Source organism: Pseudoalteromonas sp. OFAV1, assembly GCF_021532595.1.
Taxonomy (GTDB): Bacteria; Pseudomonadota; Gammaproteobacteria; order Enterobacterales; family Alteromonadaceae; genus Pseudoalteromonas; species Pseudoalteromonas lipolytica_C.
The window spans coordinates 31,321-56,003 of the sequence record NZ_JAKGBG010000032.1; the positions used below are offsets into that span (position 1 = coordinate 31,321).

General features: G+C 40.2%; 26 protein-coding genes. 19 read left to right on the top strand and 7 right to left on the bottom strand.

Translation table 11 applies throughout. The features are described from left to right. The first annotated feature begins 8 nt into the window (after window positions 1-8). Both L1267_RS16105 and rluF read left to right on the top strand, forming a co-directional pair. Window positions 9-1,100: an ABC transporter substrate-binding protein gene (locus L1267_RS16105; RefSeq protein ID WP_235383423.1), complete on the top strand. Its 1,092-nt coding sequence runs from the start codon at window positions 9-11 to the stop codon at window positions 1,098-1,100. Between the two features lie 89 nt (window positions 1,101-1,189). Continuing rightward, a complete protein-coding gene (rluF, locus tag L1267_RS16110; RefSeq protein ID WP_235383424.1) occupies window positions 1,190-2,134 on the top strand; it encodes a 23S rRNA pseudouridine(2604) synthase RluF in 945 nt (314 codons plus the stop codon). A gap of 129 nt (window positions 2,135-2,263) precedes the next feature. Here the strand turns inward: rluF and L1267_RS16115 are convergent, their stop codons facing one another. Continuing rightward, entirely contained in the window at window positions 2,264-5,335 is a 3,072-nt protein-coding gene (locus tag L1267_RS16115; protein WP_235383425.1) for an efflux RND transporter permease subunit, read from the bottom strand. Beyond that, window positions 5,335-6,420 carry an efflux RND transporter periplasmic adaptor subunit gene (locus L1267_RS16120; RefSeq protein WP_135926368.1) on the bottom strand — a complete coding sequence of 362 codons (1,086 nt, stop codon included), beginning with the start codon at window positions 6,418-6,420 and terminating at the stop codon, window positions 5,335-5,337. Before L1267_RS16120 ends, L1267_RS16115 begins: the two co-directional genes overlap by 1 nt. Before the next feature lie 119 nt (window positions 6,421-6,539). On the opposite strand from L1267_RS16120, the gene L1267_RS16125 reads away from it, so the two are divergent. Beyond that, entirely contained in the window at window positions 6,540-7,451 is a 912-nt protein-coding gene (locus tag L1267_RS16125) for a LysR family transcriptional regulator (protein ID WP_135926369.1), read from the top strand. Beyond that, window positions 7,435-7,743, top strand: coding sequence for an MGMT family protein (locus L1267_RS16130; protein WP_235383426.1), 309 nt, complete (start codon window positions 7,435-7,437; stop codon window positions 7,741-7,743). The genes L1267_RS16125 and L1267_RS16130 overlap by 17 nt, the downstream gene beginning before the upstream one ends. Here L1267_RS16130 and trhA read toward each other — a convergent pair. Next, window positions 7,740-8,369, bottom strand: a complete 630-nt coding sequence (trhA, locus tag L1267_RS16135; RefSeq protein ID WP_235383427.1) for a PAQR family membrane homeostasis protein TrhA — start codon at window positions 8,367-8,369, stop codon at window positions 7,740-7,742. The two genes, L1267_RS16130 and trhA, sit on opposite strands and share 4 nt — an antisense overlap. A 258-nt stretch (window positions 8,370-8,627) precedes the next feature. On the opposite strand from trhA, the gene L1267_RS16140 reads away from it, so the two are divergent. From L1267_RS16140 to L1267_RS16210, 15 genes are all read left to right on the top strand, one after another. Next, entirely contained in the window at window positions 8,628-8,906 is a 279-nt protein-coding gene (locus L1267_RS16140; RefSeq protein ID WP_135926372.1) for a hypothetical protein, read from the top strand. Window positions 8,907-9,125: 219 nt separating this feature from the next. Further along, complete coding sequence (locus L1267_RS16145; RefSeq protein WP_235383428.1) at window positions 9,126-9,704, top strand: LON peptidase substrate-binding domain-containing protein; 579 nt, start codon at window positions 9,126-9,128, stop codon at window positions 9,702-9,704. A gap of 62 nt (window positions 9,705-9,766) precedes the next feature. Further along, on the top strand, window positions 9,767-10,390 hold the full coding sequence (locus L1267_RS16150; RefSeq protein ID WP_135926374.1) for a sigma-70 family RNA polymerase sigma factor: 624 nt from the start codon (window positions 9,767-9,769) through the stop codon (window positions 10,388-10,390). After that, on the top strand, window positions 10,383-11,033 hold the full coding sequence (locus tag L1267_RS16155) for a ChrR family anti-sigma-E factor (protein WP_235383429.1): 651 nt from the start codon (window positions 10,383-10,385) through the stop codon (window positions 11,031-11,033). Before L1267_RS16150 ends, L1267_RS16155 begins: the two co-directional genes overlap by 8 nt. Window positions 11,034-11,043: 10 nt before the next feature. Further along, window positions 11,044-11,997, top strand: a complete 954-nt coding sequence (locus L1267_RS16160; protein ID WP_135926376.1) for a YbgA family protein — start codon at window positions 11,044-11,046, stop codon at window positions 11,995-11,997. Continuing rightward, window positions 11,997-13,388 carry a deoxyribodipyrimidine photo-lyase gene (gene phrB, locus L1267_RS16165; RefSeq protein ID WP_235383430.1) on the top strand — a complete coding sequence of 464 codons (1,392 nt, stop codon included), beginning with the start codon at window positions 11,997-11,999 and terminating at the stop codon, window positions 13,386-13,388. Before L1267_RS16160 ends, phrB begins: the two co-directional genes overlap by 1 nt. 1 nt (window position 13,389) lies before the next feature. Continuing rightward, window positions 13,390-13,836: a nuclear transport factor 2 family protein gene (locus L1267_RS16170; RefSeq protein ID WP_235383431.1), complete on the top strand. Its 447-nt coding sequence runs from the start codon at window positions 13,390-13,392 to the stop codon at window positions 13,834-13,836. Continuing rightward, window positions 13,836-14,546 (top strand): SDR family NAD(P)-dependent oxidoreductase, encoded by a 711-nt coding sequence (locus L1267_RS16175; protein WP_235383432.1) that lies wholly within the window; start codon window positions 13,836-13,838, stop codon window positions 14,544-14,546. Before L1267_RS16170 ends, L1267_RS16175 begins: the two co-directional genes overlap by 1 nt. Further along, window positions 14,543-15,799, top strand: coding sequence for an NAD(P)/FAD-dependent oxidoreductase (locus L1267_RS16180; protein ID WP_235383433.1), 1,257 nt, complete (start codon window positions 14,543-14,545; stop codon window positions 15,797-15,799). The genes L1267_RS16175 and L1267_RS16180 overlap by 4 nt, the downstream gene beginning before the upstream one ends. Beyond that, window positions 15,792-16,532: a DUF1365 domain-containing protein gene (locus tag L1267_RS16185; RefSeq protein ID WP_199527756.1), complete on the top strand. Its 741-nt coding sequence runs from the start codon at window positions 15,792-15,794 to the stop codon at window positions 16,530-16,532. The genes L1267_RS16180 and L1267_RS16185 overlap by 8 nt, the downstream gene beginning before the upstream one ends. 13 nt (window positions 16,533-16,545) lie before the next feature. After that, a complete protein-coding gene (locus L1267_RS16190) occupies window positions 16,546-17,808 on the top strand; it encodes an SAM-dependent methyltransferase (RefSeq protein WP_199527755.1) in 1,263 nt (420 codons plus the stop codon). Beyond that, window positions 17,786-18,280, top strand: coding sequence for a DUF2878 domain-containing protein (locus L1267_RS16195; RefSeq protein ID WP_138557711.1), 495 nt, complete (start codon window positions 17,786-17,788; stop codon window positions 18,278-18,280). Before L1267_RS16190 ends, L1267_RS16195 begins: the two co-directional genes overlap by 23 nt. Window positions 18,281-18,335: 55 nt before the next feature. Beyond that, entirely contained in the window at window positions 18,336-18,833 is a 498-nt protein-coding gene (locus L1267_RS16200) for a chalcone isomerase family protein (protein ID WP_235383434.1), read from the top strand. After that, window positions 18,826-19,359: a DUF3833 domain-containing protein gene (locus L1267_RS16205; protein ID WP_138557710.1), complete on the top strand. Its 534-nt coding sequence runs from the start codon at window positions 18,826-18,828 to the stop codon at window positions 19,357-19,359. Before L1267_RS16200 ends, L1267_RS16205 begins: the two co-directional genes overlap by 8 nt. 204 nt (window positions 19,360-19,563) lie before the next feature. Continuing rightward, window positions 19,564-19,839: an HU family DNA-binding protein gene (locus L1267_RS16210; protein WP_036972004.1), complete on the top strand. Its 276-nt coding sequence runs from the start codon at window positions 19,564-19,566 to the stop codon at window positions 19,837-19,839. 85 nt (window positions 19,840-19,924) lie between these two features. Here the strand turns inward: L1267_RS16210 and ilvN are convergent, their stop codons facing one another. The 4 genes from ilvN to L1267_RS16230 form a co-directional block, all read right to left on the bottom strand. Next, a complete protein-coding gene (ilvN, locus tag L1267_RS16215; protein ID WP_135926385.1) occupies window positions 19,925-20,422 on the bottom strand; it encodes an acetolactate synthase small subunit in 498 nt (165 codons plus the stop codon). Further along, window positions 20,422-22,146 carry an acetolactate synthase 3 large subunit gene (locus tag L1267_RS16220; RefSeq protein ID WP_135926386.1) on the bottom strand — a complete coding sequence of 575 codons (1,725 nt, stop codon included), beginning with the start codon at window positions 22,144-22,146 and terminating at the stop codon, window positions 20,422-20,424. The genes ilvN and L1267_RS16220 overlap by 1 nt, the downstream gene beginning before the upstream one ends. 761 nt (window positions 22,147-22,907) lie before the next feature. After that, a complete protein-coding gene (locus tag L1267_RS16225; protein ID WP_235383435.1) occupies window positions 22,908-23,882 on the bottom strand; it encodes a transposase in 975 nt (324 codons plus the stop codon). A 213-nt stretch (window positions 23,883-24,095) separates the two neighbouring features. Further along, a partial coding sequence (locus L1267_RS16230) for an isocitrate/isopropylmalate family dehydrogenase (protein WP_235383436.1) occupies window positions 24,096-24,683 on the bottom strand: 588 nt, incomplete at its 5' end.

Here is a 24,683-nt window from a genome sequence, read left to right on the forward strand (position 1 = left end):
GAGTGGTTATGCGCACTTGCTGGTTAGTTTTAACATTGCTTTGCTGTTCACCACTTTATGCAGGCGATCAGTTTTCTGTGTTGCTCGTTAATCCATCAGTTAAAACCGACATATTTTGGCAAAAAGTGAGTGATATCATGCACGTGGCTGCCGAGCAAAATAATGTCAATCTCACGACCATTTACGGCGGCGGTAATCGTCATATTCAATTAGCTGAATTAAAACAGTACCTACAATATAACCCCAAGCCAGATTACGCTATCTTGATCAATTACCCTGGTGGTGCTGAGCAGTCAATGACTCTACTTGAGCAGCACAAAGTTAACTTTATAACACTGGAAGAAACCATTGTCGGCGTTGAGCGAGATGAAGTTGGTAAGCCTCGCCAGCGCTTTAAATACTGGTTAGGAGAGGTTTTTCACGATAACTTTAAAGCGGGAGAGCAACTTGGCAAAGCTTTACTTAATGAGGCAATAGCTGCAAAGCAAACGCCGCATTTTGTTGCGATTAATGGTCATTATGGCTCCGAATCAGATACCCGCAGTGATGGCCTTGTTCATTACTTACGTAAACAAGATGTCGAGCTTGAGCAAGTTGTTTATGCCAACTGGAACAAGCAAGAGGCAGTGCATAAAGTAAGTCGTTTATTACAACGATATCCAGATACTAATGTAATTTGGTGCGCTTCTGATTTAATGGCACAAGGTGCACTTGAAGCAGTAAAAGAAAAAGCAGAGAAAGCCTATTTTATTGGTGGTATAGATTGGCTTGATGAAAATTTAGACTTGATTGAACAGCAAAAACTCACGGCCAGTGTTGGCGGGCATTTTATGATGGGTGCGTGGGCATTAATAAGCTTAGTCGATCATAAAAATGGTAATCCTTATTGGCAAAACCATAATGCGATTAAGTTTCAACTTGGGGTCATTACACAGCACAACATAAAAAGTTATGGCTGGCTTAGAAATATTAAAGACTGGTCGGTTATCCCCTTTGAAACCTTTTTACTGCAAAACACTAAAAGTAGCGAGTACGCGTTCGATTTTGATACCCTGCATAATTTATTGAGTGAAAAGCCTAAAAATGCAGCGCTGCACTAAAAGTGCTGCGAAAGAGCCTAGATTCTACCTAGCTTGGCAAAGGCTTCTGGTATAAACTAGCGGCTTTAAAATCCAGACAGAAGTATGCCATGACAGAGTTAAAGCGATTAAATAAATTTATCAGTGAAACAGGTTTTTGTTCACGCCGTGAGGCAGATAAATATATTGAAGAAGGTCGTGTAACTGTTAACGGCAACTTGCCTGAAATGGGCGTAAAAGTCAGCAATGATGATGACGTTCTGATTGATGGTCAGCCATTAAAAGCAAAACCTAAACGAGTTTATATCGCCTATAACAAACCTGTTGGTATTACTTGTACAACTGAGCGAAAAATTCAAAGTAACATTGTTAAAGCGGTTAACTACCCAGAGCGTATTTTCCCAATCGGACGCTTAGATAGGCCTTCAGAAGGCTTGATTTTTTTAACCAACGAAGGCGACATCGTTAATAAAATCCTGCGTGCTGGTAATAATCATGAAAAAGAATACGTAGTGACAGTTGATAAACCGCTAAACCGCCAGTTTGTTAACAAGATGGCAAATGGTATTCCTATTCTTGATACTGTTACTAAAAAGTGTAAGGTAAAACAAACTGGCCCACAGCAATTTACCATTGTGCTAACACAAGGCTTAAACCGCCAAATTCGCCGCATGTGTGAATATTTAGGTTATGAAGTGGTGACTCTTAAACGCACACGTATTATGAACGTTACCCTAAAAGGTTTAAAAGTAGGGCAGTGGCGTCATTTAACCGAGCAAGAAATGGCAGAGATCAATAACTCAATTGCCGACTCAGGTAAAACAGAAGAGCGCTCAATTGATGAAAATAAACAGCCAACCCAAGCCCGCGGCAAGCAAAAACCACGCAATGAAGAAGAAAAAAAGCGCGACTTTTCAAAATACGTGAAAAAAGCACGCAACGATGCCAAACAAGGTCAATCAAGAGCAAAGGCTGGCAATTCGCACTCAGCAAAACCAAATCAAACGAAACGTAGCAGCACCAAACGCACAGGTACATTAAGCCTGAAAAAGTAAGCTTGAGCTTTTAAAATGTAGTGTTTGAATAGCTTTTTATGCTGTGGCGGTTTTAGTTACCAGTCATTCTAATAAAGAAAAAGCCCTAACAGTTTGCTGTTAGGGCTTTTGGTTGAGAGTCAATCTGTATTAATTAGCGTGACGCTGTTTAGGTACTTTGATCTTAAACAGCATGGTATAAAGCACAGGCACAACAATCAGGGTCAGCACTGTGGCAAAACCAAGGCCAAACATAATGGTTACCGCCATTGACTGGAAGAACACGTCAAATAGCAGTGGGATCATGCCTAAAATGGTGGTAATCGCAGCCATCGCTACAGGGCGAACACGGCTTACACCAGAGTCAAACACTGCTTTATAAGGGTCTTTCCCGCTATCGAGTTCAAGGTTAATTTGATCAACTAATACAATGCCGTTTTTGATGAGCATGCCGCTTAAACTAAGTAAGCCAAGCAGTGCCATAAAGCTAAATGCTGCATTCATTAGTAATAAACCTGCCGATACACCAATGATTGCTAACGGCACCGTCGCCCATATTACTAATGGTTGCTTAACAGAGTTAAACAGCAGTACTGTGATTGCGAACATGGCTAAATAACCAAGTGGCAATGAACCGAAAATGGCTTTTTGTGCTTTGCTTGACGACTCAAACTCGCCGCCCCATTGCAGTTCATAGCCATTAGGAAGTTTAATGGCTTCTATATCTTTGCGAACACGTGCAAAGAGCTTTGCTGGTGTTTCATCACCAATAACATCGTGGTCGGCCATCACTGTGATAGTACGCTTACGATCACGTCGCATGATCAAGCTGTCTTCCCACTCAACCACAAAGTCATCAACCACTTGTGTAACGGGTACAAACACACCTAACACAGGGCTGTATATTTGTAAGTCACGCAGGCTTTCAACGTTTAAGCGCTCTTCTGCAGGCGAGCGGGCAATAATGGGCAGCATTTGCGTGCCATCTTTATAAACACCCACTTGCTTACCTGATAAGCTGGTTAACAGCAGCTGATCGAGGTCAGATTTGGCAATCCCTAAACGACGGGCTTTTTGCTCGTTAAACTGAGGGCGAATTAACTTAGAACGTGCTCGCCAATCGTCACGAATGTTAAATGCTCCTGCATCTTGATGCAGAATGTCTTTTGCCTCTTTTGCTAACTGGCGAAGTACCACAGGATCAGCACCAGAAAAACGCGCTTCGATTTTTGCATCAGTTGATGGGCCAATTTCCATACGTTTAACTTTAAGCTGAGCATCAAGTACGTGCTCGTGTTGGTAATCACGTACTTTTTTGATCATAGTGGTGACGGCTTCACGGTCTTTTACACGAATAATCAATTGCCCATAAGCTGGGTATGATTTTTCAGGTGCGTAAGTCAGCATAAAGCGAGGGGCACCTTGACCGACTGTCGTTGTTACTTCTTCTACAAGAGGGTCTGCTTGTAAGAATTTTTCAAGTTTTGCGACGCCATCCATTGTGGTATGAATATCAGCACCTTGTGTATGCCAATAATCAACATAAAACATAGGTGTATTTGATGCAGGGAAAAACGACTGCTTGATAAATTTAAAACCAAACACAGCACTCACTAGCATGATAACCATTATTAACAATGTGGTTTTACGATAACGCATTGCCGCATGTAACACGCCTTTATAGACATTAAAAATAACACCTTGATAAGGGTCTTCATCATGATGTGGCTGTTTTGCAGTTGCTTGTTTAAACATTAAATCAGCAAAAAATGGCGTCAGGGTGATAGCTGTGATCCAGCTTAATAATAATGAAATAAACAACACCCAGAACAAGCTGCCAGCAAATTCACCACTGGCATCTGAACTCAAACCAATTGGCGCAAATGCCGTAATAGCGATAACCGTCGCACCGAGTAACGGCCACTTGGTTTGATCAACTATGTTAGTTGCTGCTTGCAGTTTTGTTTGTCCGCGCTTGAGGTTTATCAATATACCTTCGGTTACAACAATGGCATTATCAACCAGCATACCTAAGGCAATAATCAGGGCGCCTAATGAGATACGTTGTAAATCTATGGCAAACAACTTCATGAAAATAAAGGTGCCTAATACGGTAAGCAGAAGTATTACACCAATCAATACGCCACTTTTAAAGCCCATAAAGACTAAAAGTACAATAATGACAATGGCAACCGCTTCAAGCAGGCTGATAATAAAGCCACTTACTGACTTCTCAACTTCGGCTGGCTGGTTATAAACGCTGTTGATTTCCATACCATGCGGTCGCTGGTATTCGAGTGACGCTAAATGAGCATCAATATTTGCCCCTACATCAACGACGTTTACGCCTGTGCTAAACGACACACCTACCAGTAATGCTTGCTGTTGGTTATAGCGAATAATATTGTTTGGTACTTCAGCGTATTCACGAAATACCTTAGCAACATCACCTAAATAAATAAGTTCATTTTCACCTGGCTTTGAAATAAGAAGATTTTCAAGCTCTTTAACGTCTTTGAATTCACCGGTTGGGTGTAAGCGAATTGACTCATCGCCGACGCGCACCTTACCTGCGTTCGACACACTATTTTGAGTTTGTAAAAGTTGATAAATGCGGTTGGGTGAAATACCTAGCTGGGCAAGTTTACGGGTTGAAATTTCAACCATAACCTGTGCTTGTTGCTCGCCACCAACAGTTACTTTACTAACGCCATCAACCAACACAAGCTCACGTTTTAAATAATCAACGTAATCTTTCAGTTCATCGTAAGAGTAACCATCGCCAGTTACCGCGTACATCACACCGTATACATCACCAAAGTCATCCATAATTTTACTCGGATAAACCCCAGATGGCATTGAGGCTGCTTGGTCGTTGATTTTACGACGCAGTTCGTCCCATATTTGGCGTAAGTCTTGTTTACGATAATTGCTTTTCATCTCGACGGTAATTTGCGATTTACCCGGTGATGAAATACTGGTCACGTAATCAACATACGGCAGTTGTTGAATCGCATTCTCTATGGGAAATGTAACTTCTTCTTCAACCTGTTGTGGCGACGCACCTGGATACAGGGTGATCACCATGGCTTTTTTTAATGTGAATTCAGGGTCTTCAAGTTGTCCTAAGCCAAAGTAAGCCACTGTTCCGCCAATAAGCAAAAACAGCGCAAACATCCAACTTACCACTTTCCTTTCGATAGCAAGTGCAGCAAAGCTCATTATAAGCCTCGCTCTTTTTGCCAAGGACGAACTTTCATGCCTTCTTCTAAAAAGTTAACCCCTGCAGCGACTATTTTTTGTCCTGCTTTGATACCCGATAATACTTCAATGCTATCACGATGTAGCTGTCCTACTTCTACAGCTTGCTTATGGACAAGGCCACTTTCTTCGTCATAAATCCATACATAACTATTGTTACTTTCAGGCTCGGTTGGCTCAGAGAAAACAGCTTCTACAGGTAATAATGTATAGGGTGATTGTGAGTTGGTGATCTTGCTTAAATCAATATCAACGCGGCCAGTCATACCTTCAAGTAGATTAAAATCTTTAGGAACCGGTAAAGAAAATACCACTTTATAGGTTAGGGTGATTGGATCTGCTTGAGTATCAAATTCTTTCACAGACAGTTTATAAGATTTGTTAGGATAGCCATCAAAGACAACATCAGGTTGATATTCAACATCTTTATCGATGCGTGCAATGAGTTTTTCTGGGACTTGAATAACAACATCCATTAAATCACGGGTTTCAAGTCGTAAAATATTCTGCTTGGCTTGAATGTTCTCAAAGTTTTTAACAAACACCTTTGCTACAGTGCCTGCAAACGGCGCACGTAATTCACTGTTATCTAAATTCGTTTTGGCTATCTTTAATGCTGATTCTGCTACTTGCTTGTTAGCAAGGGCTTGGTCTAACTCAGATTGACTGGCGATTGAACGGTCAAAAAGCTTTTGTACACGTTCAAGTTGAGACTCTGCGAGTTCAAAACGCGCTTTGCGCTCATCATATTGTAGTTGAAAGTCTTCAGGGTCGAGTTTGGCAAGCAGCTGTCCTTTTTCAACATGCTGACCGGCAAGCGCTGGGAACTCAAGTAACTCACCATTCACTCTAAAGGCGAGATATGAACCTTGGTTAGCAACAACTTCAGCTGGAAAACTACGTATAGTTTCATCTGAAAGATTACTTATAGTGAATAATTTTACCGGGCGCACAACTGGCTCAACCTCAGTATTAGATGCCTGCTCAGAACATGCCGCAAGCATCAAAATTAGGCTCGTAGTTATCGCAACGAATGCCAATTTCATTGTCTTCTCCATAGATATGATGCATAAATTAGCTGCAGGATACGCTGCAAACATATAAAATAAAAATTATTAAATTTTAGAAACATCATTAATTTTATTTATATAGTGGTTTTTATATCATGAACCTAAATCAACTCGTTATTTTAGATGCAATTGTACAGAGTGCTAGTTTGAGCCAAGCCGCTATAAAACTTCATAAAACCCAACCTGCACTAACACTGGCGATAAAAAAACTCGAATCTGAGCTGGGGTTTGAGCTTTTAGACCGTAGCCAGTATCGCTTACATCTTACTGAAAAAGGCCGTATTTTTTATCGTGAGGCACGTCAGTTACTTAACGCAAACAGTGAACTGAGCTCGCTTGCTAAAGAGTTGGCGCTAGGAAATGAAGCTAATTATAAAATTTGCTACGAGCAACTTTGCCACCAACCTAGTTACAATCAAGTCATAAGTGAAACCTTCCAACGTTTTGCTAGTACTGAGTTTAGTATTTCTTCAGGTAAACGCTTTGTATCCCTTGAACAAGTAAACAGTCATCAAGCGGACTTAGGGATTGGGCCTTGGTTTGACCTGTTCCATGCAACAGGGGATCTTGAAAGTTTGCCTATAGGTAAATTTGATATCGGTATAGTCAGCGCACCTAATGTGGTACCTAGTAAAATTAGCTTTGCTGATATTCAAAATTACCCATGCTTGGCTATGTTTGAGAGTGACTTGAGTTTCGATAGTGATAGGTTGTCTTATACATTGGGCTCTGCATTAATGAAAATTGACGATATAACCAGTGTAAAGTCGTTTTTACTGTCTGGTGCGGGTTGGGCGATGATTAGTTTGCAACATTGCCAAGCTGAGATTGAAGCCGGTTTGTTGCAGCAAATAAAAATTACTGACCGTGAACACCAGTTTGGCGCTGAAATACGTGTTTTTAGGCAGCACTCTGTCCATCATGGCCCTGTTGCGAGAGCTATTTGGCAAGATTTTAGCGAAGTCAGCAAACAGTATTTGGAGTCTAGTCGTGCAGCAGGCAACTAAAGAAGATTTAATTTATACCATTATTTGCGCCATTCCAGCGGGAAAAGTAGCCAGTTATGGGCAAGTTGCAAAGCTTGCAGGTTATCCTAATAACGCAAGGTTAGTAGGGCGGTTATTGAAAGTGATGCCTGAAGGTTCACGTATTCCGTGGCATCGAGTAGTAAATAGCCAGGGCAAAATATCGTTTCCAGAGGGTAGCAATAAACATCTTGAGCAACGACAAAAACTACTCAGTGAAGGCGTTACCTTTAACAAGGCCAAAATTAATATGCGCTTGCATCAGTGGCACTAATAAACATACAAACTAATTGATAAGTAGTGGCAAACACAGCCAACCAGCACAAATACATGCCAAATTGCATGGCTGTAATGGCGAGTTTTAGCACTGTAAAACACAGTGCCTAAACTGTAAGCAATCCCACCTGCTAGCAGCCACCATAAAGCGCTTAAATCAAGGTTTAAATAAAGTGGGTAAACAAGCGCTAATGCAAACCAACCCATTAATAAATAGGTAGCGAGTGAGACCTTTTTATTGGTGTTTTTGACTAGTAACTTATACGCAACGCCGCCAAGTGCTAAAGACCAAATAAACACTAAAGCTGCAATTGACCATGCCCCTGATAACGAAATAACCAAATAAGGCGTGTAAGTACCCGCAATAAGCAAGTAAATAGCACAGTGGTCACATTTTTTATAAATGGCCCGTATACGCTCCTTGGTGCTTGCGTGATACAAAGTAGAAGCTAAAAATAATACCAGTAGGCTTGCTCCATAGACGATGGCACTTACCGTAGCTGATATAACGTTAGATTGTGATATTAAATCCCACAGCACATATACCGCAAACAGGACTCCCATGCTGTGAGTGAGCACGTTAAGTTGTTCTTCTTGGCGTGAGTAGGGGAGTTGTTCTGTCATATCTATCTACTAAAAATGAGTGATTAAAACAGTTTCAGTGTACAAGTGTACGCTGAAGTTGGCAATGCTTATTTTTTCACTAAATATTAGTCAAAATATCTAAATTGGTTGGTATTATTAACTAACCCTGAATGAGGTTAAAAAATAAATATATTTTTAAATTCTTTAAAATCAATAATTTAAAATTTATTTTCAGGGTGGCACAACCTTTGATTAAGTAATTACGACTAATTACTTAAAGAGACAAGGAATACCACTATGAATAACTCACTTAAATTAACTACTGCTGCGTTACTTGTATTTGCGTCAACTCAAGCAAGTGCTACTGACTTTGAATTAGATATCAGCAACACAATTACACAATCTGTTAAAAGCTATGTTCAACAAGCAAGTAACGAATTGAAACAAAGCGTAATGAACAGCATTGAGTTTGATGCTCAAAAGTTACTAGATACTTACATGAGTGAAGATGCAATTGCTTCGAAAGAAGAAGAGTTAAAAGTTGCTCAAGCTCCTAAAGCAACAAACAAGCAGTAAGGAAACAAGACAATGAGTAGTGAAATCAGCTTATTTTTACTTATGGTTGCACCGGTTTTGAGTTTACTCAGTGCATATGCATCAATCGAATTATTTCGTAACGTTGCGCAATGGTTCAACTTCTAAAGTACAAGTAGATATTAAGATTTCATGAAATATTGATCGGCGGATAGAAAGCGCACGTAATTAAAGGCATGTGGTTTTAGAATAGTAGACTTTATGAAGCGTGCGATTTTTCCTTTACCGGTTTTTATTTTACCTGAAGGGTTCACCAAGCTAAGAATCTTTGAGCAACGTTATTTAACAATGGTCAAAGAAGCTGTGCAAGATAATACAGGTTTTGTGCTTTGCACTTACCAACACGACACAGACCTTAACTTGCCCGAGATAGGTTGTTTAATGCAAATAACCGATTTCAATCAAGATGATAATGGCCAACTATTAATTGATGTTTATGCTGAACATGCGGTTTCTATTCACAACGCTAGTCAGGACGAGCAGCAGCTACGCCATGCTGACATCGAAATAACTACGTCACCTTCGTGGTATGTAAGCACGCCAATTAATGACGAAAACACCTTACTAAGTGACACACTTCGTGCTGTGTTTGCAAATCAGCCTGACTTAGCGGGTCTATATAAAACTCCACAATTTGATAACCTTGCTTGGGTCGCTGCTCGTTGGCTAGAGATCCTGCCTATATCGTTAGTTAAAAAACAACAACTTGCTTATAAATCTAGCTTTGAAAACTTGCTAAGTTTCCTCCATACTCTAATTAACAACGAATTTACTGATTAATGTGATCTAACATCAACTTTTTGGCGTATTACTACAAACGACAATAATTGGATGACATAAAGATGGTAAGTCAACAACTTCAAACAGGTTGTAAACCTAACACAGGTCAATACTCTGCCATGCCAGATACACCAAGCAAAGAGCTTGCTGATGCATTATTTGCTGTTGCTACGCACCGTGATAAACGTGCGTTTGCAATACTTTTCCAATATTTCTCACCAAAAATTAAACGTTTTGGGATAAAGCAATTCGGCTCTGAAGCACAAGCAATGGAATTAGTTCAAGAAACGTTAACCTCAGTTTGGCGTAAAGCACATCTTTACCATAAAGAGAAAGGGGCGGCGACGACATGGGTTTATACCGTGATGCGTAACGCATCTTTCGACATGCTCAGAAAAATGAAGAGCAGTAAAGAAGAGTGTATTAGTGAAGATATTTGGCCTCTAATTGATGAAGCCCAGCCGGGTCAACACGAATTTAGTGACCACTTAGAAGATAAACAAATTAAACAATACCTTGATAAATTACCACTTGCACAACGTGAAGTCGTGCGTGGCGTTTACTTTCAAGATATGTCGCAAGAGCAACTTGCTGAGCATTTAAATATTCCCGTAGGCACAGTGAAGTCCCGTCTTCGCTTAGCCTTGCAGAAGTTACGCAATGAAATGGGAGACCACCATGATTAAGCACCATCCTAGCAACGAATTACTTGCCAAGTTCAGTGAAGGTAATTTACCTGCCACTTTGAGTGTTGCAGTCGCTATTCATGTTGAAATGTGTCCTGTGTGCCAAAAAGAGTTAGCCGCGCTTGAGGCAAAAAATGCTGACGACATATTTATCGAATCTGCTAATGATATGGATCATATGTTCGATAAAACTCTTTTTGATGCCATCATAGCTGACGAGTCAATCGATGAGGTATACGAGCAAGCACAGGTATCGGTTGATGTTAAAGATAAAACCTACACATTACCTAGAGCACTTACGCGTATTGGTCACAGTAACTTTATGCAAATAGGTAAACTTGCCCGCTCTCGCATTGATTTAGACGACGGCCCATTACGAGCAAGTCTATTGCACATTGATGCGGGTGGTGAAATACCTGAGCACACGCATACGGGGTTTGAGCTAACTTTATTATTAGATGGTGAGTTTAGTGATGAAGACGGACACTATGTTCCAGGTGACTTTATGATGTTAGATGGTCGCCACAATCACACGCCAAAAACAATTGAAGGGTGCTTGTGCTTTACAGTTGTTAGTAGTGCCCTACACTTCAATAAAGGTATTAGTAAATTACTAAATCCAATTGGTAATCTAATCTATTAGTAGAGTTTATATGCAGCAATCGACAATTAAAATTGGTTTAAGCGCCTGTTTAGCAGGCGACAAAGTTCGCTTTGACAGTGGACACAAAAAATCTAATTTTTGCATGGATGAGTTGGCTAACCATGTTGAGTATAAAAAGTTTTGCCCTGAAGTAGCGGTAGGGTTGCCAATCCCTAGACCAACGATTCGCCAAGTGCGAGTTGGCGACACCATTAAAGTGTGCCGTCCTGATGGTACTGGCGATGTTGGCCCTAAACTAACAGAATATGGTAAACGAGTGGCAACAGAGCAAACCGCTGAGTTAAGCGGCTTTGTGTTTTGTGCCAAAAGCCCTAGTTGCGGTATGGAACGTATTAAAATCTACAACGAAGCGGGTACAGGTAACACCTCAGAAGGTGTCGGCTTTTTTGCAGAGCAAATAATGGCGCACAATCCATTGTTGCCTTGTGAAGAAAACGGTCGTTTAAACGATATGCATCTTCGCGAAAACTTTGTTATGCGCGTTTACACCTACAAGCATTGGCAAACACTATGTGAGCAGCCACTCACAGTTCATAGACTGACCCAGTTCCATGCTCAATATAAGTATTTATTGATGGCACATAATTACGAAGCTTACCGTAGTTTAGGGAATTTACTGGGCACCTTTGATGGTGAAGATATCCAAGCCTTGGCAGATGAATATATTCTAGGGTTAATGACAGCCCTCAAAAAACCAGCTTCTCGCAAAAACAATGCAAATACCTTGATGCATTTACAGGGTTATTTCAAAAAGTCACTTTCTAAAATAGAAAAGCAAGAACTAAGAGATGCAATTGACGAATACCGTAAAGGTCTCGTACCACTTTATGTTCCACTGACATTAATTAAGCATCATTTAAAAGTTCACCCAAATGAATACTTGGCGAAACAAGTTTATCTAGACCCCTATCCGAACGAATTAAAACTACGCTACGGAATTTAATGAACACTTTATTTTGGTTTAGGCGCGATTTGCGCCTTTTTAATAACGATGCACTATATCAGGCAATCGAAAATGGTTGCGAGAATGCAGTTTTTTTTATTACTGAAAAGCAATGGCAAAAACATGATGTGGCAACTATACAGCTTGATTTACTAAAGCGTAGGCTTGGCTTTTTAGGTGAGCTTTTAGCCAGTAAAGGTATTAAATTATATGTCATTGATGCGGTTGATTACGATGGGTGCGTTGAAAAATTAGCGTCATTTTGTGAGCAACATCAGGTAAAAAATGTATACGCTAACAACGAATATGAGCTTAACGAAGTAAACCGTGATAAAGCGTTTTTACAGCATGCTGACAGTAAAAATATTGCTTTTTATGCATACGACGGCGATGTAATTGCGCCACCTGGAAGCATCAAAAATCAAAGCGGCGAAATGTTCAAAGTATTCACGCCATTTAAAAATGCATGGCTAAAAGTTTATCAAGACACCCACTTTTATTTTGCTGAGCCGCCTAAGATGTTCGAGGCCATTGAATGGCAGCCAAATGAGTTATTAGACTCTGACGGCAGCTCAGAAAAATGGCCTGTTGATGATGATACCCTCAGCCACGTTTGCGCACGCTTTATTGAAGAAAAGCTAGCAACTTATCAAGACCAGCGTGATATCCCAAGCATTAAAGGCACTTCGGGATTAAGCCCATATTTAGCCTTGGGTATTGTTAGCGTTCAGCAATTATTGGCACTTATTCAGCAGCGCCATCCTGATGTACTACGTAGCAGCAAAAGTAACTTGTTTTGTTGGGTTAACGAATTGATTTGGCGTGAGTTTTATCGTCACCTTATTGCTATTTATCCAAGCCTAAGTAAATACGACAACTTCAATGATAAATACAACGCTGTGAAATGGCGTGATGATGAGAGCGACTTTAAAGCGTGGTGCGAAGGTAAAACAGGCTACCCACTAGTTGATGCTGCAATGAGGCAGTTACTGCAAACTGGTTGGATGCATAATCGTTTGCGCATGGTGGTCGCAAGCTTTTTAACTAAGCACTTATTAATAGATTGGCGTAAAGGCGAGCGCTTTTTTATGCAGCACCTTATAGACGGCGACCTTGCCTCTAACAACGGTGGCTGGCAATGGGCTGCAAGTACGGGATGTGATGCTCAGCCGTATTTTCGAATTTTCAATCCAATCACCCAAAGTGAGCGATTTGATCCAGATGGTGAATTTATCCGTAAATATCTACCAGAGTTGGAAAAAGTACCTGCAAAGCAAATCCATTTTCCGCATGATTATTTAGCGAAACAGGGTAAGTCGAGCAGTTATTGGCCAGCAATTGTTGATCATAAAGCCGCGCGAGAGCGAGCGCTAAACGCATTTAAGGTGTGACATGGACAAGGCGATCCTTGATAGATTTATTGATGTTTATCAAACACTCAATAAAGACAATTTACAGCTACTGGATGAAATCTATCATCCAGATATTCACTTTGCAGATCCCTTGCATGCGGTAAATGGTCTTGGCGAGCTACGTGAGTATTTCAAAAACCTCTATGCTAACGTTATATCTTGCGAATTTGTTATTGAAGACAGCTATGTTACTGAAAATACTCAGAGCAACGATGATACCGCCTTTATCTACTGGACCATGCAATACCGTCATCCCAAGCTCAATAAAGGGCAAGCAATCTCGGTTGCAGGTCATAGCCGTTTAAAGTTTGCTGGTGATAAAATAATTAATCATCGCGATTATTTTGACGTAGGCGCTATGCTTTACAGGCATATCCCTGTACTTGGCTCGGCTGTTAAATTTATTGATAAAAGGGCGAGTGCATAATGACAACATTAATTACAGGCGCAACTTCAGGTATTGGCGAGTCATTAGCAAAGCTATACGCAGACAATAATGAGCATGTGATTGCATGCGGCAGGAACACAGAAAAGCTTGCTAAATTGAGCCAACATCAAAACATTGAGTCTTGCCAATTTGATGCAACAGACCTTCAGGATATACGTTCGAGCACAGTCGCCTATACACAATTCGATCGTGTCATTTTAAATGCAGGCAATTGTGAATATATTGATGATGCTCGTAATTTTGATAGCAGTTTATTCGAACGTGTGATCACCACTAATCTACTCAGTATGGGCTATTGCCTTGAGGCATTACTGCCAAAGATAAAATCCGGTGGTCAGCTGGTGATTGTAAGCTCTAGTGTGACTTACTTACCGCTACCGCGCAGCCAGGCTTATGGCGCGTCTAAAGCCGGTGTAAGTTATTTAGCTAATAGCTTAGCGGTTGATTTAAAAGATGTTGATGTGACTTTAGTTCACCCTGGTTTTGTTAAAACGCCGCTGACTGATAAAAACGACTTTCCAATGCCAATGGCGGTGAGTGCTGAAAAAGCGGCAAATTATATTTATAAAGGGGTCGCGAAAAGGCGCAAAGAAGTGCACTTTCCGCACCGTTTTACCTTCATTTTGAAATTTTTAAGAATGCTTCCTACGCCACTTTGGCTGAAGCTAGCAAAAGGATTATCACGTTGAAAAAAGTGGCTGTTATTGGATCTGGCATAGCGGGTTTAAGCTGTGCGCACCTATTGCATAAGCACTACGATGTAACCGTATTTGAGAAAAACGACTACATAGGTGGCCATACTGCAACCATTGACGTAAAGGTTGATGGCGTTGAATACGCTGTAGACACAGGTTTTATTGTATTTAACGACCGCACTTACCCATATTTTGAAAAATTACTTAAGCGTTTGGGTGTCGAGCGTCAGAAAACTCAAATGAGCTTTAGTGTGCATAACGAGCAAACGAGCTTTGAATATAACGGTCATACTTTTTGGAGCTTGTTCGCTCAAAAGCGTAATATCTTTCGTCCTAAGTTTTGGAAACTCTTAAAAGACATAGTGCGCTTCAATGAAGTGTGTAAATCATTGCATGCACAACAAAACTACAAGGCCAATCAAACATTAGGCGAGTTTTTGGATGAGCATGACTTTAACGAGTTCTTTCGCTTCCATTATATTTTGCCGATGGGCGCTGCTATTTGGTCAACCAGTATTAAAGAAATGGCACAAGTTGGCGTAGAGTTTTTTGTTAAGTTTTTTTATAACCACGGTTTGCTGGATATCACTAATCGTCCGCAGTGGTATGTTATTCCGGGTGGCTCTCGCGAATACATTAAACCCATGATCCAAGGCTTCGCTGATAAAATTCGTTTAAATAGCAATATCAGCTCGGTATCTCGAAAAGATGACAGTGTTCACGTTCATTTTGATGATGGTCATAGTGAAATATTCGACAAAGTGGTGTTTGCTTGCCATTCTGATCAGGCTTTAAAGTTATTACTTGACCCAAGTGAAGACGAAAAGAATGTACTTTCAGCCATTCCTTATACTGCTAATTCAGTGGTTTTACATACTGATACAGCGTTGTTGCCAAAACGCAAGGCAGCTTGGGCTAGCTGGAACTATTTGTTGAATAACAACACAGACAAAGCGGCTGTTGTGACTTATCAAATGAATATTCTGCAAGGTATTCAAAGCGACACGCAATTTTGTGTAACCCTTAACCACCTTGACGGTATCAATAAAGATAAAATTTTACGCGAGTTTACCTACCACCATCCGGTATTTAATAAAGAATCGATTGCCGCACAGCAGCAAAAGTCATTAATCGACGGCAAAAATAATAGCTATTTCTGTGGCGCTTATTGGTATAACGGCTTTCATGAAGATGGTGTAAGAAGTGCGGTCAACGTGGCAAAGCAGCTTGGGGTTGAATTTGAATAGCGCCATTTATGTCGGTGACGTAAGACACCGACGTTTTGCAGTTAAAAAACATCATTTCAAATACCCACTTTACATGATGTGGGTCGATTTAGCTCAGCCTGAAGAACTTAATAACATTCACCCATGGCTGGGCTGTTCAGGCTTTAAACCTCTAAAGTTTAAACAAAGCGATTATTTTAATTTTCAGACAAACATGCAGCTATCAGTACAGCAACGTGCGCTCGCCAAGATAGCTGAATTAGGTGTAAAGCAAACCTTTACTAAAGTGTATATGCTTGGGCAACTTCGTTGTATGGGAATATATTTCAGTCCTGTTAACTTTTTTTTCTACCAAAGTAATGATGGTAATTTCACGCATATGCTTGCTGAAGTAAGTAATACTCCGTGGAATGAACGTCATTATTATGTCGTGCCGCTCGAAAAAAAAGTGAACTTTAAAAAGGTTTTTTCCGTATCACCTTTCATGAACTTAGATATGAACTATTATTGGCATATCAGAATGAATCCTGATAACACCATGATTCATATTGAAAATAAAAAAGACGACACACTCTTGTTTGACGCAACGCTACGTTTACAAAAGCATCCACTCAATAAAGAGAGGATGAGTGCGGTGCTCAAGCAGTTTCCAGCAATGACGTTGAGTATATTCAAAGGTATTTATATTCACGCGCTGAAACTATTTTGTAAACGTGTGCCATTTATTGGTCATTCGGGCAAACAAGAGAATTAAACTAGGTGATGTGATGGAAAAAGTATCAAATTTGACTGAGACTCAAGCAACAGGTTGGGTGGCAAAACTATACAAAAAATTAGTAATAGGTGCATTTAATAGCATCAAAATTGGTCGCATTACTTTAATTGAAGGAAATGACCGTACACAATTTGGTGATACAACCAGTGATATACACGCCACTGTTACAGTTAACGATGCAGCTATGTATAAATTGTTTGCATTGTCAGGAAGCGTGGGCGCTGGTGAAGCCTACATTCTAGGTTTCTGGGATTGTGATAACCTTACTAAATTAATTGAAATATTTGCCTTAAACCAAGACGAGCTTGATGCTTTTGAGAAAAAATTCGCTTTTTTTAGTGGTATAGCTCATCGCTTAAACCATTTTAGAAATCGAAATTCAGCTCAAGGTTCTAAGAAAAATATCGCAGCGCATTATGACTTAGGTAACGACCTTTATAGTGCATTTTTAAGTGATGAAATGTTGTATTCATGTGCCGTGTACCCTTCAAAACAAGCCACTCTTGAACAAGCCCAAGATCACAAACTGGCATTAATTTGTGAGCAAGTTGATCTACAGCCAGGTGACTCAGTAATTGAGATTGGCACAGGGTGGGGCGCCTTTGCGATTTACGCGGCAACGCATTTTGACTGCCATGTAACGACTACAACTATTTCAGATGAGCAATATGCCTATGTTGAAGAAAAAGTTAAAGAGCTAAATCTTGAGCATAAAATCACCTTATTAAAGCAGGATTATCGTCTCTTAGAGGGCAAATACGACAAGCTCGTGTCTATTGAAATGATTGAAGCTGTTGGGCATGAATATTTACCAGGCTTTTTTGCCAAATGTCACTCTTTGTTGAAAGACAGCGGCGCAATGCTGATCCAAGCCATTACCATTGCTGATCAACGTTATAGTCATTACCTGAAAAACTCTGACTTCATTCAGCAGTATATCTTCCCGGGTGGTTGTCTCCCTTGCTTAGACGAAATGAATAAGCAAATTAAACAGCAAACTGACATGGTGGTACATAGTGTAAAAGATATTGGTGTTCACTATGCAAGAACATTGGCTGATTGGCGAGAGCGCTTTGTTGCCAGCTGGCCTGAAATTGATAAAGTTAAGTTTGATCAGCGCTTTTATCGTTTATGGTTGTTTTACCTAGCCTATTGTGAAGGTGCATTTAGAACTCGTGCAATAAGCACTGTGCACCTCGTAGCCCGTAAACCGCGATTTGGACACTCTGACGATGGCATTGCGCTCGATTATTAATTTCGTGTTGTTTCAAGGAGTATGGTTTAGTGCCTTACTCCTTGAGCGCGATGCGGTAATCCCTGCCTCTTTTATTATTTGTTTAATGCTTTTTTTATCAGAGCAACGCAAGCAAGACATACTGCTTTTAGCATGTGGTCTACCAATTGCGCTGGGCTATGAATGGCTTGCAAGTGGTTTTGAGCTAATTAATTATAAAGTATCTCCATTGCCTCTATGGCTCGCTTTTCTTTGGGCTGCACTATTACTTACCATTAATACGTCTATGCAGTTTTTGCAAAAGCTTCCTTGGTATTTCGCTTGGTTGGTTTGTTTAGCCTTTGCTCCGGCTAGCTATTATGCAGGTATACGATTTGGTGTATTAAGCACGGATCTGACTGTTGTAAGTTTTTGGCTGTATTACGGTTTAGGCTGGGCAACGATGTTTGTATGCATTATTACCTTTAATAAGCGTTTTTTAGCCGCTAAATGATCAGTTAGTGATGGTTTTACGTAACATTGCATAACTAGTTTTTTAGGATAAGACGATGAAACAGTGTATGACTATAGCGGCATTTATGTGCTCATTGTTTATGGCAGATGTTGCTGCAAATGGTTTTAAAACCGTTGGCCAAGCTAAAATGGAGTATTTATTTTGGGATGTTTATAACGCCAAACTTGAGACTCCCAACGGCACTTACACATTCGGTCAACACCCTAGTAAATTAACACTTACCTATTTGCGTGATTTTAAAGCCAAAGACATTGTTAAAGCCACTAACGAGCAATGGCAGCATTTAGGCTTAGATGAAATGGTAGGGGCTTACGACAAACAGCTGTTGGACTTATGGCCCGATATTTCTAAAAACGATTCATTAACGTTTCAAACAAATGAGCAGGCAATAGGGACCTTTTACTTTAATGGCAAGGCACTTGGACAGATAAATGATGACAAGTTTGCCGATAACTTTTTAGCAATCTGGCTAAGCGCAGAGACTTCTGAGCCATCACTACGCAAACAGCTTATTGGAGGGAAACATGATTAAACTCAAAGCAATCCTTATTTTAGCTATGGTAATGTTAATTACCAGCTGCTCTGCGCCCGATGTTGATTATTATCGAGGTACAGAACCTGAATTTAACTTTAAGCAGTTTTTTAGTGGTGAGCTAAAAGCCTATGGGGTAGTACAGGACCATAAAGGCGAATTAACTCGTAAGCTGGTAGTCGACATGCAAGCAAGCTGGGATGGCAACAAAGGCGTGATTGACGAGCAATTTGTTTATGATGACGGTGAAACGCAAACACGTGTTTGGTACATCACCATTAATGATGATGGCAGTATAACAGGTACGGCATCAGATGTTATTGGCGAAGCAAAAGGTGAAAGTAATGGCAGTGTGTTCCATTGGACATATTCTGTCGAGCTTCCATATGATGATAGTACTTTAGTGGTAAATTTCGATGATTGGATGTACTTGGTAACACAATCACGCTTGATAAACCGCACTGCTATTGATAAGTTTGGCATCGAGGTCGGGGAAGTAACCTTAGTTATCGAGAAAATCGAGTAATCGTTTAATTACCAGAAAACTTCGCGATGTTGATTAAATTAAGTCTTTATTAATATTAACGTCGCTAACCTCGTTTTTGATAGTTAAATAGTAGTCATTTTTGAACAAATTACGTAAAAATAGCAATTTGCTGTTGCTAACTTCTCAAAAATGCATAAAGATAGGTTTTGCGAAGGCAAAATAATAACGAATAGGAATCTAACAATGAATAAAGCTCAATTAGTTGAAAAAATTGCTACTGATGCAGAAATCTCAAAAGCGGCAGCAACGCGTGCACTAGATGCATTCACTGGCGCAGTTACTAATTCTCTTAAAGAAGGTAACTCAGTAGCATTAGTTGGTTTCGGTACTTTCTCAGTAAAAGAGCGTGCAGCGCGTACTGGCCGTAACCCACAAACTGGTGCAGAAATTCAAATCGCAGCAGCAACTATCCCAAGCTTTAAAGCGGGTAAAGGTCTTAAAGACCAAGTTAATCCATAATTGGGTAACTAGGTTTATATTGAAAAAAGGGCTTATAGCCCTTTTTTTGTATTTGTTATATTTGAATCGAAGTGGCGAAAAAGGCTTATGCCTTTAACGCTTTATCACCACGACCAATACCAACCGCGCCAGAGCGAACTACTTCAATCAAATCACTTTCATGACGTAATGTATCAAGGAAGGATTCAACCTTCTCTGTGCTCGCTACAAGCTGCAGAGTATAGCTGTGACGGCCCATATCTAAGATAGCCCCTTGGAATACATCAACAACTCGTGTAACAGCAGCACGTGTATTCTCATCTTGTGCGAATACTTTAACTAATAACAGTTCACGCTCAATATGTGCCATCTCAGTTAGATCGATAATTTTTAGTACATCGACTAGCTTATTAACTTGTTTGGTGATTTGCTCAACAATACGATCATCACCCATGGTGGTAATGGTAATTCGTGATAATGAATGATCGTCAGTTGTACCAACAGTCAAACTGTCGATGTTATAAGCGCGTTGTGAAAATAAGCCAACAATGCGCGATAGTGAACCAGGTTCGTTTTCTAATAAGATTGATAAAATACGGCGCATTATGCTTTTACTCCTTTACGTAACCACATATCATCTACAGCCCCTAGCTTAATTTGCATTGGGTAAACATGTTCTTTTTCATCAACACAGATATCTAAAAATACCAGTCTGTCGTTTATCGACATGGCTTTTTCAATAGCAGGCTGTAGTTCATCAATATGATCAACGCGAATACCTACATGGCCATAGCTTTCTACTAATTTTACGAAATCAGGAAGTGATTCCATGTAAGAAGATGAGTGACGTCCTGAATACATCATATCCTGCCATTGACGTACCATGCCCAGTGAGCGGTTATTCAACGACACAACCTTTACTGCTAAATTGTATTGTAAGCATGTTGATAGCTCTTGAATGTTCATTTGGATTGAACCATCACCAGTTACACAGATTGACTCTTTGTCAGGAAAAGCAAGCTTAACGCCCATTGCCGCTGGTAGACCAAAACCCATGGTGCCTAAACCACCAGAATTAATCCATTGGCGAGGATGTTTAAATGGATAATATTGAGCTGCAAACATTTGATGCTGGCCTACGTCAGAGCTGATGTAAGCATCGCCATTGGTTGCTTTGTAAATTGCCTCGATAACTGCTTGTGGTTTGATTTTATCGCCATCTGTGCTGTAGCTAAGGCATTTTTGCTCACGCCAGCTGATGATTTGTCGCCACCAATCTTCTTGCGCAGAACGGTCTATCGATATTGAGCTCTTATCAATAGCCGCTTGTAATTGTTCGAGTACGGTCTTTAAGCAGCCAACAACCGGGATATGCGCTTTAATTGTTTTAGAGATTGAAGTTGGATCGACATCAACATGTACTATGGTTGCATTTGGGCAGAATTTTTTAACGTTATTCGTAACCCGATCATCAAATCGTGCACCTAGCGCTAAGATCACATCCGCGTTCGCCATGGCTTTATTTGCCTCAAGGCTACCATGCATTCCTAACATGCCAATAAAGTTAGGGTGAGTGCCGCTGATACCGCCTAGGCCCATTAAGGTGTTAGTGATTGGTGCGTTTAATGATTCAACCAAGTGCGTTAGTTGCTCAGAGGTATTTGATAAAATAATACCGCCACCAGAATAGATCACTAATTTCTTCGCTTCTAAAATTGCTGTGACAGCTTTACGAATTTGTTTTGAATGACCTTTGGTATTTGGATTATAAGTACGTAGTTCAGTTGTTTTTGGAAACTCAAAAGGAAACTTAAGCTCAGGGTTTAACATATCCTTTGGTAATTCAACCACAACTGGGCCTGGGCGTCCGGTGCTCGCTAAGTAAAATGCTTTAGCTAAAATAGTAGGGATATCTTTAGCGCTGCGACAGTTGTAACTGTGTTTAACGATTGGACGAGAACAACCAACAATATCTGTTTCTTGGAAAGCATCGTCACCAATTAAACCTGTAGGCACTTGCCCAGAAAGCACCACCATAGGAATAGAATCCATATAAGCGGTTGCAATACCCGTAATACAGTTTGTTGCACCCGGACCTGAGGTGGCAAGAACAACACCAACGTCACCTGTTGCTCTGGCATAGCCATCGGCCATATGTGTTGCGGCTTGCTCATGTCGAACTAAAATATGCTCAATATCTTCTTGCTGAAATAATGCGTCGTATAAATCAAGTACAGAACCACCAGGGTAACCAAAAATATACTTTACATTCAATTCTTTAAGTGCCCGAACAACTAGTTCGGATCCATTGTATTCTGTTGTACTCATCCTCATTCCTCTGTGTGTGCAAGCATAAATGCATAAAAAAACCCCCGCATAGGGCGGGGGTTTTTTAAAAAGCGTGCTTTCACCTTTTAATAGACTCCCGCTGGGCTTGTTACTAAGACCAGTACGAGTACATTGACGACTAAAAGGTGACGGCTAATATTCATTGTTTATTAATTTCTTCTAAAAATCACAGCCGACTAGAAGGCTGTTGTTTAAAAAATGTTAGATGTATTTTTAAGTGTTTTAGAAACTGATGTCAACCGCAAAAGTGTTATTTTGCATTAATTTTTCTATATTTTCATTTTTGTATGTTTTTATTGCAAATTAAAGTGTGGTTTTATGTTTTTGCAGGTGTAACTATGCATTAAATTGATTGTGTGATGAATGTTGAGCTTTGCATATAGATAATGCGTACTTATCACTGATACGCATAACTTAGCCTAGTAAAATCCACTTTTTAAACTCTTTTAATAAGACACCCACTTTAACTTTTACTTACAGCCAATACGCGACTTAACTAAACAAGACACACAGTTTTATTTTTCAATCGTAATTAACAATCTATATGGTCTTTAACTAAAAGAGCGTGTGGATATTAAGGTATGAATAATATTTGCCCACTAAAATGCAAATTAACACTAAAAATGATGGATTTGGTTTATTCTTGGACAATTTGCTAAGCATTAGTTGTAAAGAGTGCTTACCTCAGGTTTGCAACGAGGTTGTGCTCATTAATTATATTCTGGAGGTTTAATTTATAATTAAGCAAATAAAGCTAAGCTGTTAGTAATTGAGCTTCTTCGCTTTCGTTTCATGTTATTTGCATAAGCCGTGATAGCTTGCTCTTTACCTGCAGTATTTTTAAATGAGCGTGTAAAGGAAGTGGTAAGTGTAAGCCAATTATCAGAGCAGATATTTAATCTTTCTAATATAGGTGCTGCATCTAGGGGGATTACACCAGGTTTACCTTCTCTTATAGAATGGCCAGTCCAATCAATAAGTTGTAAATAGGTTTTAAGTTCAAATGGGAGTCCTTTAGGCATATGTTTGCGTAGTTTACCTGCAAAGCGCATAAGTGTTTTCGGTTGCTTTGCTTTTTGAGCTGACTCAATACGTGATTTTATACTGGTGTAGTCTGATTGCTCTGGTAAATTAGCTGCTTTTGCTCTCACAGGGTTCAAGTCAACATAAGCAAGGCAAGCTGCAAGTGCTGCGTCATCAAGCAAGGCTTGCGATTTAAAGCGACCTTCCCAAAAGCGCCCTTTGCAATCATCTTCTTGATTCGCTTTTCGCGCGATGCTCTCATTTAGAACACGCATAAACCAACTAATACTACTTAGCCTTTCTCGATATAAATTAACTCTGTCATTAACCGCCGAGAGCTCTGCTTGTGTTAGTAATTCGCCATTTAAGAAGCGTTGGCATAGGAATGTACTGTTGAATAACTTGTGCCACCTAATCAAAATAGCTTTATTACTTAAACGCTTCGCTTTTGCTATATCAATGTGCAGAACCAGATGTGTGTGATTACTCATTACTGCGTAGGCGCAAATATCAATACAAAATATCCGACCAAGTTGAAGTAGTTTCTTTTCAACCCAATCCCGCCTATGTTCATATGAGCGGCCTGTTAGTGGATCATGCCCACACAAAAAAGCGCGACGAACGCAGCGTGAAATACAGTGATAATAGGGTGTGTTTGAAACGCTAATTAAGTTTCTGCGAGGGGTTGCCATGTTCTTCTCCTCCATGAGTGAACTATGTAAGTTTAGTCATAATTTTGAGAAGTGAGAACTATTAAGTTGGGTGTCTAGTTTTATGTGTGTTATGGATGTCTAATTAATGTGGATGTCCAATTAATTGAGGGTATAAAAAAGCCAGTCTTAGACTGGCTTTGGGTAGGGAGTGTTTAAGGGTTAGGTTGTCTTAAGCCCTAAACAATTATTCGCTTATAGACGCTCAATTACAGCTTGAGTGAAGTCTGTAGTGCCGTGGCTGCCGCCAAGGTCACGCGTTGTGCGGTCACCTGTTTTGATAACATCTGCAACTGCACTGCGGATGCGCTCTGCAGTGTCAGCCATACCTAAGTGCTCTAGCATTTGGATTGATGCTAAGATCACTGAAGTTGGGTTTGCAAGGTTTTTACCTGCGATGTCTGGTGCGCTACCGTGTACAGCTTCGAAGATAGCTGCATCTTCACCAATGTTTGCGCCAGGAGCCATACCAAGACCACCAACTAGACCAGCACATAGGTCAGATAAGATATCACCGAATAAGTTTGTAGTAACGATTACATCAAACTCATCAGGAGTCATAACTAGTTTCATACATGTTGCATCAACAATCATTTCTGTTGATTCGATTTGCGGGTAACGCTCAGCTACTTCACGTGCAACTTTTAAGAATAAACCAGATGTTGATTTAAGGATGTTAGCTTTGTGAACAGCCGTTACTTTTTTACGGCCTTCACGTACCGCTAGCTCGTATGCAAAAGTTACGATTTTTTCTGCACCTTCACGGGTGATTTTTGACATTGC

What these genes read in the sequence shown, in the direction of transcription:
- L1267_RS16115 (WP_235383425.1), bottom strand. Translation starts at nt 5,335, where the DNA reads ATGAGCTTTGCTGCACTTGCTATCGAAAGGAAAGTGGTAAGTTGGATG.
- L1267_RS16140 (WP_135926372.1), top strand. Translation starts at nt 8,628, where the DNA reads ATGAATAACTCACTTAAATTAACTACTGCTGCGTTACTTGTATTTGCG.
- L1267_RS16205 (WP_138557710.1), top strand. Translation starts at nt 18,826, where the DNA reads ATGATTAAACTCAAAGCAATCCTTATTTTAGCTATGGTAATGTTAATT.
- rluF (WP_235383424.1), top strand. Translation starts at nt 1,190, where the DNA reads ATGACAGAGTTAAAGCGATTAAATAAATTTATCAGTGAAACAGGTTTT.
- L1267_RS16195 (WP_138557711.1), top strand. Translation starts at nt 17,786, where the DNA reads ATGGCATTGCGCTCGATTATTAATTTCGTGTTGTTTCAAGGAGTATGG.
- phrB (WP_235383430.1), top strand. Translation starts at nt 11,997, where the DNA reads ATGAACACTTTATTTTGGTTTAGGCGCGATTTGCGCCTTTTTAATAAC.
- L1267_RS16150 (WP_135926374.1), top strand. Translation starts at nt 9,767, where the DNA reads ATGGTAAGTCAACAACTTCAAACAGGTTGTAAACCTAACACAGGTCAA.
- L1267_RS16225 (WP_235383435.1), bottom strand. Translation starts at nt 23,882, where the DNA reads ATGGCAACCCCTCGCAGAAACTTAATTAGCGTTTCAAACACACCCTAT.
- ilvN (WP_135926385.1), bottom strand. Translation starts at nt 20,422, where the DNA reads ATGCGCCGTATTTTATCAATCTTATTAGAAAACGAACCTGGTTCACTA.
- L1267_RS16170 (WP_235383431.1), top strand. Translation starts at nt 13,390, where the DNA reads ATGGACAAGGCGATCCTTGATAGATTTATTGATGTTTATCAAACACTC.
- L1267_RS16175 (WP_235383432.1), top strand. Translation starts at nt 13,836, where the DNA reads ATGACAACATTAATTACAGGCGCAACTTCAGGTATTGGCGAGTCATTA.
- L1267_RS16200 (WP_235383434.1), top strand. Translation starts at nt 18,336, where the DNA reads ATGAAACAGTGTATGACTATAGCGGCATTTATGTGCTCATTGTTTATG.
- L1267_RS16125 (WP_135926369.1), top strand. Translation starts at nt 6,540, where the DNA reads ATGAACCTAAATCAACTCGTTATTTTAGATGCAATTGTACAGAGTGCT.
- trhA (WP_235383427.1), bottom strand. Translation starts at nt 8,369, where the DNA reads ATGACAGAACAACTCCCCTACTCACGCCAAGAAGAACAACTTAACGTG.
- L1267_RS16210 (WP_036972004.1), top strand. Translation starts at nt 19,564, where the DNA reads ATGAATAAAGCTCAATTAGTTGAAAAAATTGCTACTGATGCAGAAATC.
- L1267_RS16105 (WP_235383423.1), top strand. Translation starts at nt 9, where the DNA reads ATGCGCACTTGCTGGTTAGTTTTAACATTGCTTTGCTGTTCACCACTT.
- L1267_RS16190 (WP_199527755.1), top strand. Translation starts at nt 16,546, where the DNA reads ATGGAAAAAGTATCAAATTTGACTGAGACTCAAGCAACAGGTTGGGTG.
- L1267_RS16220 (WP_135926386.1), bottom strand. Translation starts at nt 22,146, where the DNA reads ATGAGTACAACAGAATACAATGGATCCGAACTAGTTGTTCGGGCACTT.
- L1267_RS16145 (WP_235383428.1), top strand. Translation starts at nt 9,126, where the DNA reads ATGAAGCGTGCGATTTTTCCTTTACCGGTTTTTATTTTACCTGAAGGG.
- L1267_RS16120 (WP_135926368.1), bottom strand. Translation starts at nt 6,420, where the DNA reads ATGAAATTGGCATTCGTTGCGATAACTACGAGCCTAATTTTGATGCTT.
- L1267_RS16160 (WP_135926376.1), top strand. Translation starts at nt 11,044, where the DNA reads ATGCAGCAATCGACAATTAAAATTGGTTTAAGCGCCTGTTTAGCAGGC.
- L1267_RS16155 (WP_235383429.1), top strand. Translation starts at nt 10,383, where the DNA reads ATGATTAAGCACCATCCTAGCAACGAATTACTTGCCAAGTTCAGTGAA.